This is a genomic window from Knoellia sp. p5-6-4 (assembly GCF_029222705.1).
Lineage (GTDB): Bacteria > Actinomycetota > Actinomycetes > Actinomycetales > Dermatophilaceae > Pedococcus_A.
Genome location: NZ_JARGZF010000001.1, coordinates 2,072,640 through 2,086,888, shown reverse-complemented (window position 1 = coordinate 2,086,888; position 14,249 = coordinate 2,072,640). Strand labels below are relative to the sequence as shown.

Here is a 14,249-nt window from a genome sequence, read left to right as displayed (position 1 = left end):
ACCGGCGAAGGCGCTATACCTGCGGTATCACGCGTTGGCCTGCGTTTGAGGGGGATGGCATGGCGACACGGCACGAAGGCAGCGTCCTCAACACCTACCGGTACCTCCGGGTGGCCATGGTGCTGCTCGTCCTGCTGCTGACCGCAGCGGTGGCGCTCCAGGTCTTCGGGCCCGCCCCCGACTGCTGGCAGCGATCGGTCAGCGCCTACTACTACACGCCGGCCAGGGCGGTCTTCGTCGCGAGCCTGTGCGCCATCGGGGCCTGCCTGGTCATCTACCGCGGCAACACCGACGCCGAGGACATCGCCCTCAACGCCTCCGGGTTGCTGGCGTTCGTCGTGGCCTTCGTGCCGACCCAGGTGGACGACGCCTGCCCGGCGAGCAACGCCCCGTCCCCGGCCGAGCTCGATGCGGCCGTCACCAACAACGTCTGGGCGCTGTACGCGGCGGGCGTGGCCCTCACGGCCGTTGCCTGGTTCCTGCGCAACCTGACCGCCCCCGACGAGCGGGGCGGCAGCCTGTCGCTGTGGCCACTGGTCTTCTCGGGCGTGGCGGTCGTGGTGTTCCCGTTCGTCTTCGTCAACTGGCACGACGCCGTGCGCGACCACGGCCACGACGTCGCCGCGATCGCCCTCTTCGCAGGCATCGTGGTCGTCGTGGGGATGAACGCCCTCGGCCTGGCCGCCCACTCCGACGGCGGCAGGCCGCTCGCCCGACGGGCAGCGAACCGCTACACGGTCGTGGGCCTGGCCATGGTGGCCACGTTCGTGGGCGTGCTGGTCGTGCACTGGGCGGTGCCCGGCTTCCTGCAGTGGCTGTTCTGGCTCGAGGCCCTCCTCCTGGCCGAGTTCGCCGTCTACTGGGTGCTGCAGACCGTCGAGCTGTGGAACGTCGTCGAGCGCGCCGAGGCGCCGGAGCCCTCGCCCGGCCTCACGACCCCGGCCCCGCCGCCGGTCCTCCTGGTCGCGTCTAGGGGCGCGTGAGCGCGTCGTCGGCGCCGCCCTGCACCCCGGTCGGCACGCCCTCGACGTCGAGCGGCAGCGGCTCGAACAGGTTCTTGCCCAGCTGGCTGTCATCCGGGAGCGGGATCGGGTAGTCGCCCGTGAAGCAGGCGGTGCACAGCGCCGTGCGGGGCTGCTCGGTCGCGGCGACCATGCCCTCCTCGCTGATGTAGCCGAGGCTGTCGGCGCCGATGCTGTTGCGCACCTCCTCGACGCCGATGCCGGTGGCGATGAGCTCGGCCCGGGTGGCGAAGTCGATGCCGTAGAAGCAGGGCCAGCGCACCGGTGGCGACGAGATGCGCACGTGCACCTCGGCGGCCCCGGCCTCGCGCAGCATCCGCACGAGGGCCCGCTGGGTGTTGCCGCGCACGATCGAGTCGTCGACCACGACCAGGCGCTTGCCGCGGATGACCTCGCGGAGCGGGTTGAGCTTGAGCCGGATGCCGAGCTGGCGGATGGTCTGCGACGGGGCGATGAAGGTGCGGCCCACGTAGGAGTTCTTCACCAGGCCCTGCCCGTAGGGGATGCCCGACTCCTGCGCGTAGCCGATGGCGGCAGGCGTCCCCGACTCCGGCGTCGGCATGACCATGTCGGCCTCGACGGGGTGCTCGCGGGCCAGCGTGCGCCCCATCTCGACCCTGGCCTCGTGCACGCCGCGGCCGTTGATGGTGGTGTCGGGACGGGCTAGGTAGACGTACTCGAAGACACAGCCCTTGCGCTGGGTCTCGGCGAAGCGCTGCGAGCGCAGGCCGGCCTCGTCGATGGCGATCAGCTCGCCAGGCTCGACCTCACGGATCACCGAGGCACCGACGATGTCGAGGGCGGCAGTCTCGGACGCCACCACCCAGCCGCGCTCGAGCCGACCGAGGACGAGGGGGCGGATCCCCTGGGGGTCGCGCGCGGCATACAGCGTCTGCTCGTCCATGAACACGAAGGAGAAGGCGCCGCGCAGCCGCGGGAGCACGTCGAGCGCCGCGGCCTCGACGGACCGGTCGGGGTCGTCGGCGAGCAGGGCGGTCACGAGGGCCGTGTCGGTGGTGTTGCCGCGCCGCAGCTCCCCCTTGGCGACCTCGTAGCCGGACTCGGCGCGAAGGGCCACCAGCTCGCGCAGCTCGGCGGAGTTGATGAGGTTGCCGTTGTGGGCGAGCGCGACCGTGCTCTGCTCGTGGCCCCCGAGGGTGGGCTGGGCGTTCTCCCAGGTGGAGCCGCCGGTGGTCGAGTAGCGGCAGTGGCCGACGGCCAGGTGCCCCCTCAACGAGTTCAGCGAGCGCTCGTCGAAGACCTGCGAGACCAGGCCCATGTCCTTGTAGACGAGGATGCTGCGCCCGTCGGACGTCGCGATGCCGGCCGACTCCTGCCCACGGTGCTGCAGGGCGTAGAGGCCGTAGTAGGCGAGCTTCGAGACATCCTCGCCGGGCGCCCAGACGCCGAAGACGCCGCAGGCGTCCTGCGGGCCCCTCTCGCCCGGAAGGAGGTCGTGGGTGAGCCGTCCGTCTCCGCGTGCCACGCCGGCCAGTCTCCCACAGGCTGGCGGCGGTCAGCCCCGTCGGTCGAGGAGCACAGCCAGCACAGCCGCCAGCATCGCCCCGATCGCTGCCGCGAAGAGACCGATGTAGGCGACTGCCGCCCCCTCGCCGTAACCGGGGGCCGGGTCGCCGAGCACCGCCAGGCCGCCGCCGACGACGAAGCCCACGACCGCCCCCGCCGCGATGAACCGCGTGAAGTTGGGCGAGGGGCGAGGTGCGTTCACGCGGCCCACCGTACCCGCGCCGCCGCGACGAACCGTGCTGTGGGGGGTGCCCATCCGGGACGAACCGGGCTACGAATGACTGACATGAGCAGCAGCAGCGCGCCGCGCTGGCCGTATGCCGTGTCCGGCGCCCTCGCCGCGGCCGCCGGCGCCGCGGCCGGCCACCTCGTCGCTGCCCTGGTCAACCCCGACGCCTCCCCCGTGGTGGCCGTGGGTGCGGCGGTGATCGACGCCACCCCCACCCCGGTCAAGGAGTGGGCGGTGGCCACCCTCGGCACCGCCGACAAGCCGGTGCTGCTCGGCTCGGTGGCTGTCGTCGCCCTGCTGTCAGCAGCGGGCATCGGCGTGCTGGCCCGCAGTCGGCGCACCCTCGCCCTCGTGCTGCTCGGCGCGGTGACCGTGCTGCCGGCCCTGGCCGCCCTCACCCGACCCACCAGCACCCCCGTCGACGTGTTCCCCGCCCTCGCGACCGCCCTGGTCGGCGTCGTGGCCCTCCACTGGCTCGCGGGTCGCGCGGACCGGCTGCCGCCCGGCGGCCGGACTGCCGCGGCGGCCACCCCAGCCGTGCACAGCCCCCTGGACGGGACGGCACACGAGGCAGGCGCGCCGCCCACCGCCGCCCGCCGCTCGTTCCTCCTCGGCGCGGCGGGCGTTGCCGCGGCGGCGGCTGCCGGCGCGGCCCTCGGGCAGAAGGTCGGCACCAACCCCACGCTGCCGACCGCGGCCGACCTGCCCCGGCCCGGCCCGCCGCTGCCCGCACTGCCGGCGGGGCTGGAGCAGCGGGTCCGCGGGATCAGCCCCTTCCGCACCCCGGTGCGCTCGTTCTACCGCGTGGACACCTCGCTCATCGTTCCGCGCGTCGACCCCGCCGACTGGGCGCTTGAGATCGACGGCGACGTGGCCAACCCCTTCCGGCTCACCTACGCCGAGCTGCTCGACCTGCCCATGATCGAGCGCGACATCACCCTGACGTGCGTCAGCAACGAGGTGGGGGGCGGCTACGTCAGCTCGGCCCGCTGGCTCGGCGTCAGGGTGCGCGACCTGCTCGACCGGGCACAGGTGGGCAGCGGCGCCGACCAGGTCCTCAGCACCTCCACGAGCGGTTTCACCATCTCGACCCCGCTGCAGGCGCTCGTGGACGACCGCGACGCCCTGGTGGCGGTTGCCATGAACGGCGACCCGCTGCCCCCTCGGCACGGTTTCCCTGCCCGGCTCGTCACCCCTGGCCTGTACGGGTTCGTCGGGTCCACGAAGTGGCTGGCTCGGCTCACGGCCACGACCTATGCGGGGGACAAGGCCTACTGGACCGAGCGTGGCTGGGCCACCGACGCCCCGGTGCTCACCCAGTCGCGCATCGACACGCCCAAGGGCCTGTCGACCGTTCGCGCCGGGGAGAGCGTGCCGATCGGCGGCGTCGCCTGGGCGCAGGGACGCGGCATACGGTCCGTCGAGGTGCGGGTCGACGACGGGGAATGGAGGCCCGCGACGCTGGGGCCAGAGGCAGGCATCGACTACTGGCGGCAGTGGTACCTGCCCTGGACGCCGGAGCCCGGTGGTGGTCGCCGGACGCTGACGGTGCGGGCCACCGACAACGACGGCCAGGTGCAGACCGAAACCAGGGCAGAGCCCTTCCCCAAAGGCGCCACAGGATGGCACTCCGTCGTGGTGTTCGTCTCATGACCATCGACAGGCAACGGCCCAAGGGCGCGGAATCTGTTGCAGGACAAGGCAATCCAGCGGGTCGCCCGCTCCGAACAACTGGTGTCAGACCACCCAGCTGCAAGGAGTCCACCCATGAACCGCACCAGGCGCAGCGCCATCGCCGCCCTCGCCCTCTCCATCCCGCTCGGCCTGGCGGCCTGTGGCGGGGATGCGGAGTCGAGCGGGACCAGCGCGATGGACAGCAGCTCGAGCTCGTCGTCGAGCAGCAGCACGACCGAGGCCATGGGCGCCACGGCTGGCGAGCCCTTCGGCGCCGGCTGCTCCGCCGTGCCGGCCGACGGCAAGGGCTCGTTCGCCGGCATGGCCACCGACCCGGTGGCGACTGCTGCGAGCAACAACCCCCTGTTGTCCACCCTGGTCTCGGCCGTCGGCGAGGCCGGCTTGGCGGAGACGCTCAACACGACGCAGGACATCACCGTCTTCGCCCCGACGAACGACGCCTTCGCGGCCGTGCCCAAGGCGACCCTCGACGCCGCGATGGCCGACCCGAAGGGCCTGCTCACCAAGGTGCTCACCAACCACGTCGTCCAGGGACGGCTGAGCCCCGACCAGGTTGCCGGCGACCACAAGACCCTGGCCGGCACCACCATCACGGTGGAGGGCTCCGGTGAGGACTTCACGGTGGGCGAGGCCAAGGTCGTCTGCGGCAACATCCAGACCGCCAACGCCACCGTCTACGTCATCGACGGCGTGCTTCTCCCTGCGCAGTGAGCCGCAGGTTCAGCCATCATGGTCCTCATGTCAGCGTTCTCCCCGGGAGGCCCAGCCCCTGGGGGGAGCGCTGCCCCCGGGCAGCCGGACCTCGCCGAGCTGCTCCGGGCCTCGGCCCGTGGTGACGAGCAGGCGTTCGCCGAGCTCTACGACGCCACGTCCCGCCGCCTCTACGGACTGGTCCTGCGCGTCGTGCGCGACCCCTCCCAGGCCGAGGAGGTGGCCCAGGAGGCCTTCCTCGAGATCTGGCGCACCAGCGCGCGCTTCGACCGGGCCAAGGGCAGTGCGATGAGCTGGATGTTGACCATCGCCCACCGCAAGGCCGTCGACCGGGTCCGCTCCGCCGAGGCCTCGAGCCGGCGCGACGCGACCTACGAGGCGACCACCCAGGACCGCGCCTACGACATCACCGCCGAGGAGGTCGAGCGCAGCCTCGACAGCCAGCGGGTCCGTCAGGCGCTCGCCTCGCTGACCGAGACCCAGCGGGGCGCGGTGCAGCTCGCCTACTTCGGGGGCTACACCCACAACGAGGTCGCCGCCCTGCTGGGTATCCCCCTCGGCACGGCAAAGACCAGAATCAGGGACGGACTCATCCGTCTTCGCGACACCTTGGGAATGCAGTCATGAACGCCGACATCCACGGGCTCAGCGGCGCCTACGCCGTCGACGCGCTCGACGACGGCGAGCGCGCTGAGTTCGAGCGCCACCTCGGGCAGTGCCCGGAGTGCCAGGACGAGGTCGCGAGCCTGCGGGCCGCGGCAGTCGAGCTGACCCACGCCAGCGCGGCAACCCCACCTGCGTCACTGCGCGAGTCGGTGCTGAGCCAGATCTCCACCGTGCGCCCCCTGCCCCCGGTGACCGGGGACACCGGTACGGCCGCGCCTGCACCCGCCGGCGTCACCACCCTCGAGAGCCGGCGCCGCCGGGCCAACCCGATGACCTGGCTGGTCGCGGCTGCCGCCGCGGCGGTGCTCGTGATCGGCGGCATCGTCTGGAGCCCCTGGGAGAGCGAGACGCCCCAGCGCCCGCTGACGGCCACCGAGCAGGTCATCCAGGCCAAGGACGCCCAGCGCTACGAGAAGGTGATCGACGGGGCCCGGGCGACCATCGTGCGCAGCGTCTCGCTCGGCAAGGCCGTCATCATCGCCGAGGACATGCCTGCCGCCCCCGAGGGCAAGGACTTCCAGATCTGGTTCCAGAACCCGGAGGGCGCCATGGTCAGTGCCGGGGTCATGCCGCACGAGGCCAAGCCGAGCGTCACCATGGAGCTCGACGGCGACGCCTCGAAGTTCACCGGCGTCGGCATCACCGTGGAACCCGCCGGCGGTTCACCGGCGCCGACGAGCGACCCGATCGCCCTGATCGAGTTCAGCTAGGCGCCCGCCCGCGGCCGGACCACACGCGAGGCCGCCTCCTCCAGCACACGCAGGTCTCCGGCATACACACCCTCCGGTCGTGGCCAGTGGGTGATGACGTCGGTGAAGCCGAGGTCGCCGGCGCGGCCGGTCATCTCCTCGAAGAGGTCGGCGCTCTCCAGCGAGAACGCCGGCGAGCTGTCGAGCAGCAGGTAGCGGTCGCACGACGCCCGGTCGCGTTCGGCCCCGGCCAGCGCCTCGTCGAAGCGCTCGGCGAGGCGTGCGACACCGGCCCACCACTCCTCCAGCGTCTGTGCCCTGCCGCCGGTCGTCACCCAGCCCTGCCCGAGGCGGGCCGCGAGCCGCAGCGAGCGCGGGCCGTTGGCGGCGACGACGAACGGGATGCGCGGCTGCTGGACCGGTCCGGGCAGGGTGCGGGCGTCGACCGCCCGGTAGTGCTCGCCGTCGTGGTCGACGTGGTCCTCGCGCAGCAGCCGGTCGAGCAGCTCGGTGAACTCGTGGAACCGGTCGACACGCTCGCGCACCGAGTGCTCCTCGCCCAGCAGGCGCGAGTCGAGGTCGCCGCCGGTGCCGAGGCCGCACAGCAGCCTGCCGCCGGAGACGTCGTCGAGGGCCAGGAGGTCGCGCAGGAAGGTGACCGGGTGGCGGTAGTTGGGTGACGACACCAGTGTGCCGAGGCGGATCCGCTCGGTGACCATGGCCGCAGCGGTGAGCGTCGGCGTGGTCCCGTACCACGGCGCGTCCTGCAGCCCGGCCCACACGAGGTGGTCGTAGGTCCAGGCGTGGTCGAAGCCGAGCTCCTCGGCGCCTCGCCACAGCGGGGCGGCGTCGGCCCAGCGGTGCTCGGGGAGGATGGTGATGCCGAACCTCATGGTCACAGACTGTATGCCGCGTTCCCGGCGGCCCCGTGACAGGCTTGGGTCCCATGAAGGCCACGATCCTGCACGGCACCCGCGACGTCCGCGTCGAGGAGGTCGACGACCCAACGATCCAGCGACCGACCGACGCGCTGGTCCGCGTCACCGCCGCCTGCGTGTGCGGCAGCGACCTGTGGCCCTACCGCGGCATCAACGAGGTCAGGCGACCCCGGCGGATCGGGCACGAGTTCGTCGGCATCGTCGAGGAGGTGGGGTCGGAGGTCCGCAGCCTGCGGCCCGGCGACTTCGTGATCGCGCCGTTCCTGTTCTCCGACAACACCTGCCCGCACTGCTTGGTGGGCATGCAGAGCGCCTGCCGGAACGGCGGCGGCTACGGAGGGCGCGACAGCGACGGGCTCGTGGTCGACGGCGGCCAGGGTGAGTACGTCCGCGTGCCCCTCGCCGACGGAACCCTGGTCTCCACCCGCGAGGTGCCCGACGACTCGCTCGTCCCCTCCCTGCTGACCCTGTCGGACGTCATGGGCACCGGGTGGCACGCGGCCGTCGCCGCCGGCGTCCGCGAGGGCGACACCGTCGTGGTCGTGGGTGACGGAGCCGTGGGGCTGTGCGGGGTGCTCGCCGCTGCCCGCATGGGCGCCGAGCGGGTCGTGGCGATGTCGCGGCACGAGTCGCGCCAGCGCCTGGCCCGGCGCTTCGGGGCGACCGACATCATCGCCGAGCGGGGCGGTGAGGGCGAGGCGGCGGTGCTGGACCTCACCGACGGCGTCGGCGCCGACGCCGTGCTGGAGTGCGTGGGCACGGGCGAGTCCATGAACACCGCCATCACCGTCGCCCGCCCCGGCGCCACCGTCGGCTACGTCGGCGTCCCCCATGGCGTCGACCTGCCCATCGGCGAGATGTTCAGCCGCAACATCGGCGTGGCCGGGGGCGTCGCGCCCGTGCGCCAGTACCTCCCGCACCTGCGCGACGACGTGCTCGCCGGCGCGATCGACCCCGGGCTCGTCTTCGACCTCGAGGTGCCGCTCGACGACGTGGCCGAGGCCTACGCCGCCATGGACGAGCGGCGCGCCATCAAGTCGCTGGTGCGGCCCTGAGCCCCACCGAGCGCAGGGAGCGCAGCGAGCCGGGGGCGGCCGAGTTCGTCCCGGACGGGTACGGCGGCGTCATCGTGGTGGTCGACGAGCAGCCGCAGTCGCACGTCGACCTCGCCGACCCCACCCACCTCCTCTTCGAGTACGTCCTGCACTTCGCCCTGGTTCTCGACACCCTCCCCGAGGGCCCCCTCGCCGTCACCCACATCGGCGGCGCCGGGCTGACGCTGCCCCGCTACGTGCAGCACACCCGCCCCGGCTCGCCGCAGGTCGTGCTGGAGCCGGACGTGCCGCTCACCGAGGCAGTCCGCCACGAGCTGCCCCTGCCCCGCGGGCACCGGATCAGGATCCGGCCGGTCGACGGCCGCACCGGCCTGGCGGCGCTGCGTGGCGCGAGCGCCGACGTCCTGGTGCTCGACGCCTACGCCGGCGGCCGGATGCCCGCCGAGCTGTCGACGGTGGAGTTCCTCGCCGACGTGCGCCGCGTGCTGAAGCCCGAGGGCGTCTTCCTCGCCAACGTCAGCGACGAACCGGCCCGCGACCACCTGCGCCGGTGGCACGCCGGGTTGGCCGAGGTGTTCCCGCAGACCCTGGGGATCGCGCTGGCCGAGGTCTGGAAGCGCCGGCGGTTCGGCAACTACGTCCTGGCCGGCTCCTCGGTCGAGCTCGACGTTTCCCGGCTGACCCGGGCGGTGGCCGGATGCCCGTTCCCCAGCTCGCTGCGCACCCGCGCGGAGCTCGAACGGCTGCTCGGCGGGGGACGGCCCTACACGGACGCCGACACGAGCGAGTCGCCGCAGCCGCCGCCCAAGGACGGCTGGCGCCTCCGCTGACCGGTCAGCCGCTGCGCCCACCCGCGGTCCGGGGCAGGATGGTCGGCATGCCCGCGCAGACCCTGCCCGCTCCCCGAACCCCCGACCCCCTGCAGGCACCCCCGGTGAGGTGGGGGATCCTCGGCCCCGGCAACATCGCCCGCTCCTTTGCCACCTCCCTGCGCGAAGGCACGCGCCAGCAGGTCGTCGCGGTGGGTTCCCGCAGCATCGACCGCGCCCGCGAGTTCGCCGACGAGTTCGGGCTGCCCGCGGCCTACGGCTCCTACGAGGACCTCGTGGCCGACGACGCGGTCGACGTCGTCTACGTCGCCTCGCCGCACTCCGAGCACCGCGACCACGCGCTGCTGGCCCTCGAGGCGGGCAAGCCCGTGCTGGTGGAGAAGGCGTTCACCCGCAACGCCGCCGAGGCCCGCGAGGTGCTGGACGCGGCCCGCGACCGGGGCCTGTTCGCCATGGAGGCGATGTGGACCCGCTTCCTCCCCCACATCGACGTCGTCCGCCAGTCGGTCGAGGCCGGGCTGCTCGGCGACGTGCTCACGGTCATGGCCGACCACGGGCAGACGCTGCACCCTGACGGCCCCGAACGGCTGTCGTCGCCGCACCTGGCCGGCGGCTCGCTGCTCGACCTCGGCGTCTACCCCCTGTCGTTCACGTCCATGGTGCTCGGCCCGTTCGAATCCGTCACGGCGGTGGGTCACCTGACCGACGAGGGCGTCGACGCCCAGCTGTCGGTGACGGTCACGGGCGCGGAGCAGGTTCTGGGACTGGTCGGCTCGTCCATGGTCACGAAGACGCCGACCTCGGCCGCCGTCGTGGGGCGGCACGCGCGCCTGGAGATCCCGGGCGACTTCTTCGTGCCCCAGCCGGTTCGCCTGCTCACGCCGCTGGGCGAGGAGCTCGACCGCTACGAGCCGGACGTCCGCGAGCACGGCTTCCGCTACGAGGCGGCGGAGGTCGCCCGCTGCCTGCACGACGGGGCCCTCGAGTCGCCGCTGATGACCCACGCCGAGACGCTGCGGGTCATGGAGGCGATGGATGAGGTCCGCCGCCAGGTGGGGGTGCGCTACCCCGGGGAGTGACGCAGCCGGTCGCCGAGGGGCGGCCGGAGCGTGAGACCCGCGGCTGCTGCCGCGGACTCAGACCAGCGGCAGGTAGGGCTCGAGGTCGGCGCGGTGGCCGCTGACCCGCAGCGTGCCCGCCTCCCAGGCCTGCTCCCAGCCGAGCTGCCCCACCGCGAGCGCCAGCCAGGTGACGGCGTCGGTCTCGACCACGTTGGGCGGGGTGCCGCGCGTGTGCGTCTGGCCCTCGATGCACTGCACCGCGCCGAAGGGCGGCACACGCACCTCGACGCTGCGCCCCGGCGCCCGCTGGGCAAGCTCCTCGAGGGCGTAGCGCACGGCGGTGGCCAACGTCTCCCGGTCGGTGATGTCGGGGTCGTCGCGCCAGGCGAGCAGCGCGGCGGTCCCCGCTGCGACGGGGACCCGGCGACGCGGCGGCATACCGCTCAACCCCTCATTCGCCGAAGACGGCCGGCAGGGTCCGCGTGTGGGCCTCGCGCAGCTCGGCCAGCCTCACGCTGAACTCGCCCTGCACGTCGAGTCCGTCGGTCTCGTCGTCAACGACGCCGATGCGCGCGTGGGCCTGGCCGCGGGCGGTGCACATGTCGGTGAACCGCACCTCCTCCGAGCGCGGGACCGCCACGACCGCGCGGGCCGTCGACTCGCTGAACAGGGCGGTGAACGCGTCGATCCCGTCGCGCTCGCAGACCTCCTCGAGCCAGATTCGCGCCCCGACGCCGTTGCGCAGCGTCGCCTCGGCCAGCGCGACGGCGAGACCGCCGTCGGACAGGTCGTGGGCGGCGTCGACGAGGCCGTCGCGGCTGGCGTTGACGAGGATGTCGCCCAACAGCTTCTCGGCCGCGAGGTCGACCTTCGGCGGGCGCCCGCCGAGGTGGCCGTGTCGCACGTGCGCCCACTCGCCGCCGTCGAGCTCCTGGCCCGTCGTGCCGAGCAGGTAGATCACCTGGCCCGGCGTCTTCCACCCGCTCGGGGTGCGCCGCGCGACGTCGTCCATGACGCCGAGGACGCCGATGACCGGCGTCGGGTGGATCGCGGTGTCACCGGTCTGGTTGTAGAAGGAGACGTTTCCGCCGGTCACGGGGACGCCCAGCTCGCGGCACCCCTCGGCGATGCCCTTGACCGCCTCGGCGAACTGCCACATCACGCCCGGGTCCTCGGGCGAGCCGAAGTTGAGGCAGTCGGTGATCGCCAGCGGGGTCGCGCCGACCGTGGCGACGTTGCGGTAGGCCTCCGCGAGCGCGAGCTGCGCGCCGGCATACGGGTCGAGCTTGGCGAACCGGCCGTTGCAGTCGGTGCTGACCGCGACGCCGCGGCCGGTCTCCTCGTCGACGCGCACGACACCCGAGTCGTCGGGCATCGCCAGGGCGGTGTTGCCGAGCACGTAGCGGTCGTACTGGTCGGTGACCCAGGACTTGTCGCACAGGTTCGGCGAGGCGAGCAGGGCGAGCAGGTCGGCCTTGACCTCGTCACCCGTCGTGGGCTTCGGCAGGGCTCGGCTTCCGTTCTCCTGCAACGCATCGAGGTATGCCGGCCGCTCCATCGGGCGGTGGTAGACCGGGCCGTCGTGGGCCACCGAACGCGGCGGCACGTCGACGATCACCTCGCCGTGCCAGGTGATGACGAGGTGCTCTCCGTCGGTGACCTCGCCGATGACCGTCGCCTCGACGTCCCAACGGCGGCAGATGGCCATGAACTCGTCGAGCTTGGCCGGCTCGACGATCGCCATCATGCGCTCCTGGCTCTCCGACATGAGGATCTCCTCAGGGCGGAGGGTCGCGTCGCGCAGCGGCACGAGGTCGAGCTCGACCTGCATGCCGCCGTCGCCGTTGGACGCGAGCTCGCTGGTGGCACAGGAGAGGCCGGCGCCACCGAGGTCCTGGATGCCGTCGACGACACCAGCCTTGTAGAGGTCGAGGCAGCACTCGATGAGCACCTTCTCGGCGAACGGGTCGCCCACCTGGACGGCGGGGCGCTTGGCCGGACCACCCTCCTCGAACGTCTCGGACGCGAGGACGGAGACGCCGCCGATGCCGTCGCCACCGGTTTTGGCGCCGAACAGGATCACCTTGTTGCCGGCGCCGGACGCCTTGGCGAGGTGGATGTCCTCGCGGCGCATGGCCCCGACGCACAGCGCGTTGACGAGCGGGTTGCCCTGGTAGCAGTCGTCGAAGACGACCTCACCGCCGATGTTCGGCAGGCCGAGGCAGTTGCCGTAGCCGCCGACACCCGCGACCACGCCGGGCAGGACGCGAGCGGTGTCGGGGTGGTTGAGGTTGCCGAACCGCAGGGGGTCCATGACCGCGATCGGCCGGGCGCCCATCGACATGATGTCGCGCACGATGCCGCCGACGCCGGTGGCCGCGCCCTGGTAGGGCTCGACGTAGGACGGGTGGTTGTGCGACTCGACCTTGAAGGTCACCGCCCAGCCGTCGCCGATGTCGACGACGCCGGCGTTCTCGCCGATTCCGACGAGGAGCTTCTCGCGCATCTCGTCGGTGGTGTTGTCGGCGAAGTGCTTGAAGTGCACCTTGCTTGACTTGTACGAGCAGTGCTCGGACCACATGACCGAGTACATCGCGAGCTCGGCGCTCGTGGGCCGGCGGTCGAGGATGTCGCGGATCCGCTGGTACTCGTCCTCCTTGAGGCCGAGCTCGAGCCAGGGCTGCTCGTGGTCGGGGGTCGCTCCCGCGTTCGTGACCGTGTCGACGTGCGGGGCCTGGGAGGTGCTGGTCGGGACGGTCACGCTGACACCACCTGCTTGAGGATCGAGGTGAAGAACGGGAGGCCGTCAAGGCTGGGGCCGTAGCCGGTCTCGACACAGTGCTCGGGGTGCGGCATGAGGCCGACCACGTTGCCGCGCTCGTTGGTGATGCCGGCGATGTCACGGTAGGAGCCGTTGGGGTTGCGCCCACCCTCGGGCACGACGTAGCGGAACACGACGCGGCCCTCGCCCTCGAGCTCGTCGAGGGTGCGCTCGTCGGCGACGAAGCCGCCCTCGCCGTTCTTGAGGACGATGGTGATCTCCTGGCCCTGCGCGAAGTCGGAGGTCCAGGCGGTCTGCACGTTCTCGACCCGCAGGCGGGTGTCGACGCAGTTGAACTTGCGGTGGTCGTTGCGGATCAGCGCGCCCGGCAGCAGGTGCGACTCGGTGAGCACCTGGAAGCCGTTGCAGATGCCCAGCACCGGCAGTCCACCCCTGGCCGCGGGCACCAGCTGGTCCATCACGGGCGCGAACCGGGCGATGGCACCGCAGCGCAGGTAGTCGCCGTAGGAGAACCCACCGGGGAGGATGACCGCGTCGACGCCCTTGAGGTCGGCGTCGCCGTGCCACAGGCTGACCGGCTCGCCGCCGACGGCGTGCACCGCCCGGGCGGCGTCACGGTCGTCGAGCGACCCCGGAAACGTGACGACCCCGACCTTCACCGGTCGGGGTCCTTCTCGTCCTGCGCCCGGACGCCTGCGTTGACGTCGTGCTCCGCCCGGACCGAGACGACGTCCTCGATCACGGGGTTCGACAGCAGCGTCTCGGCGGCCTTGCGGGCGGCCTCGAGCACCTCGTCGGTGACCTCCCCGTCCACCGTGAGGACGAAGCGCTTGCCCTGCCTCACGTCGGTGAACTGGTCGAAGCCGAGCCGGGGCAGTGCCCCGTTCACGGCCTGTCCCTGGGGGTCGAGGATCTCTGGCTTCAGCATCACGTCAATCACGACGTTGCCCATGCGGGGTCTCCTGGGAGGCAATCGGGAGGGAGCGCGGCCAGTCTATCCACCGCCCGACGAGGGGTATGCCGCGCGGTCACCCTGCGGGACCA

At 72.5% G+C, this 14,249-nt stretch carries 15 protein-coding genes; 8 read left to right on the top strand and 7 right to left on the bottom strand.

The window, feature by feature from the left end:
• The first annotated feature begins 59 nt into the window (after positions 1-59).
• Positions 60-983 carry a hypothetical protein gene (locus tag P2F65_RS10115; protein ID WP_275806434.1) on the top strand — a complete coding sequence of 308 codons (924 nt, stop codon included), beginning with the start codon at positions 60-62 and terminating at the stop codon, positions 981-983.
• On the opposite strand, the gene purF is transcribed toward P2F65_RS10115, so the two are convergent.
• Together purF and P2F65_RS10105 are read right to left on the bottom strand one after the other, a co-directional pair.
• Positions 970-2,508 (bottom strand): amidophosphoribosyltransferase, encoded by a 1,539-nt coding sequence (gene purF / locus P2F65_RS10110; RefSeq protein ID WP_275806432.1) that lies wholly within the window; start codon positions 2,506-2,508, stop codon positions 970-972. The two genes, P2F65_RS10115 and purF, sit on opposite strands and share 14 nt — an antisense overlap.
• Positions 2,509-2,538: 30 nt before the next feature.
• A complete protein-coding gene (locus P2F65_RS10105; protein WP_275806430.1) occupies positions 2,539-2,751 on the bottom strand; it encodes a hypothetical protein in 213 nt (70 codons plus the stop codon).
• Between the two features lie 84 nt (positions 2,752-2,835).
• On the opposite strand from P2F65_RS10105, the gene P2F65_RS10100 reads away from it, so the two are divergent.
• From P2F65_RS10100 to P2F65_RS10085, 4 genes are all read left to right on the top strand, one after another.
• Positions 2,836-4,431 (top strand): molybdopterin-dependent oxidoreductase, encoded by a 1,596-nt coding sequence (locus P2F65_RS10100; protein ID WP_275806428.1) that lies wholly within the window; start codon positions 2,836-2,838, stop codon positions 4,429-4,431.
• 114 nt (positions 4,432-4,545) lie between these two features.
• Positions 4,546-5,184: a fasciclin domain-containing protein gene (locus P2F65_RS10095; RefSeq protein WP_275806426.1), complete on the top strand. Its 639-nt coding sequence runs from the start codon at positions 4,546-4,548 to the stop codon at positions 5,182-5,184.
• Between the two features lie 27 nt (positions 5,185-5,211).
• Positions 5,212-5,811 carry an ECF RNA polymerase sigma factor SigK gene (gene sigK / locus P2F65_RS10090; RefSeq protein ID WP_275806424.1) on the top strand — a complete coding sequence of 200 codons (600 nt, stop codon included), beginning with the start codon at positions 5,212-5,214 and terminating at the stop codon, positions 5,809-5,811.
• Positions 5,808-6,560, top strand: a complete 753-nt coding sequence (locus P2F65_RS10085; protein ID WP_275806422.1) for an anti-sigma factor — start codon at positions 5,808-5,810, stop codon at positions 6,558-6,560. The genes sigK and P2F65_RS10085 overlap by 4 nt, the downstream gene beginning before the upstream one ends.
• Here the strand turns inward: P2F65_RS10085 and P2F65_RS10080 are convergent.
• Positions 6,557-7,432 carry an LLM class flavin-dependent oxidoreductase gene (locus P2F65_RS10080; protein ID WP_275806420.1) on the bottom strand — a complete coding sequence of 292 codons (876 nt, stop codon included), beginning with the start codon at positions 7,430-7,432 and terminating at the stop codon, positions 6,557-6,559. The two genes, P2F65_RS10085 and P2F65_RS10080, sit on opposite strands and share 4 nt — an antisense overlap.
• A gap of 53 nt (positions 7,433-7,485) precedes the next feature.
• On the opposite strand from P2F65_RS10080, the gene P2F65_RS10075 reads away from it, so the two are divergent.
• The 3 genes from P2F65_RS10075 (at position 7,486) to P2F65_RS10065 (ending at position 10,441) form a co-directional block, all read left to right on the top strand.
• Positions 7,486-8,532 carry a zinc-dependent alcohol dehydrogenase family protein gene (locus P2F65_RS10075; protein WP_275806418.1) on the top strand — a complete coding sequence of 349 codons (1,047 nt, stop codon included), beginning with the start codon at positions 7,486-7,488 and terminating at the stop codon, positions 8,530-8,532.
• Between the two features lie 74 nt (positions 8,533-8,606).
• On the top strand, positions 8,607-9,362 hold the full coding sequence (locus P2F65_RS10070) for a fused MFS/spermidine synthase (protein ID WP_275806416.1): 756 nt from the start codon (positions 8,607-8,609) through the stop codon (positions 9,360-9,362).
• 47 nt (positions 9,363-9,409) lie between these two features.
• A complete protein-coding gene (locus P2F65_RS10065) occupies positions 9,410-10,441 on the top strand; it encodes a Gfo/Idh/MocA family oxidoreductase (RefSeq protein WP_345803685.1) in 1,032 nt (343 codons plus the stop codon).
• Between the two features lie 57 nt (positions 10,442-10,498).
• On the opposite strand, the gene P2F65_RS10060 is transcribed toward P2F65_RS10065, so the two are convergent.
• Genes P2F65_RS10060 through purS form a run of 4 tightly spaced genes read right to left on the bottom strand, consistent with a single transcriptional unit; the run spans position 10,499 to position 14,157 of the window.
• A complete protein-coding gene (locus P2F65_RS10060) occupies positions 10,499-10,861 on the bottom strand; it encodes a sterol carrier family protein (RefSeq protein WP_275806412.1) in 363 nt (120 codons plus the stop codon).
• Positions 10,862-10,874: 13 nt separating this feature from the next.
• Entirely contained in the window at positions 10,875-13,184 is a 2,310-nt protein-coding gene (purL, locus tag P2F65_RS10055) for a phosphoribosylformylglycinamidine synthase subunit PurL (RefSeq protein WP_275806410.1), read from the bottom strand.
• Positions 13,181-13,864 (bottom strand): phosphoribosylformylglycinamidine synthase subunit PurQ, encoded by a 684-nt coding sequence (gene purQ, locus P2F65_RS10050; protein WP_275806408.1) that lies wholly within the window; start codon positions 13,862-13,864, stop codon positions 13,181-13,183. The genes purL and purQ overlap by 4 nt, the downstream gene beginning before the upstream one ends.
• Positions 13,861-14,157, bottom strand: a complete 297-nt coding sequence (purS, locus tag P2F65_RS10045; RefSeq protein WP_275806406.1) for a phosphoribosylformylglycinamidine synthase subunit PurS — start codon at positions 14,155-14,157, stop codon at positions 13,861-13,863. Before purS ends, purQ begins: the two co-directional genes overlap by 4 nt.
• Between the last annotated feature and the right edge of the window lie 92 nt (positions 14,158-14,249).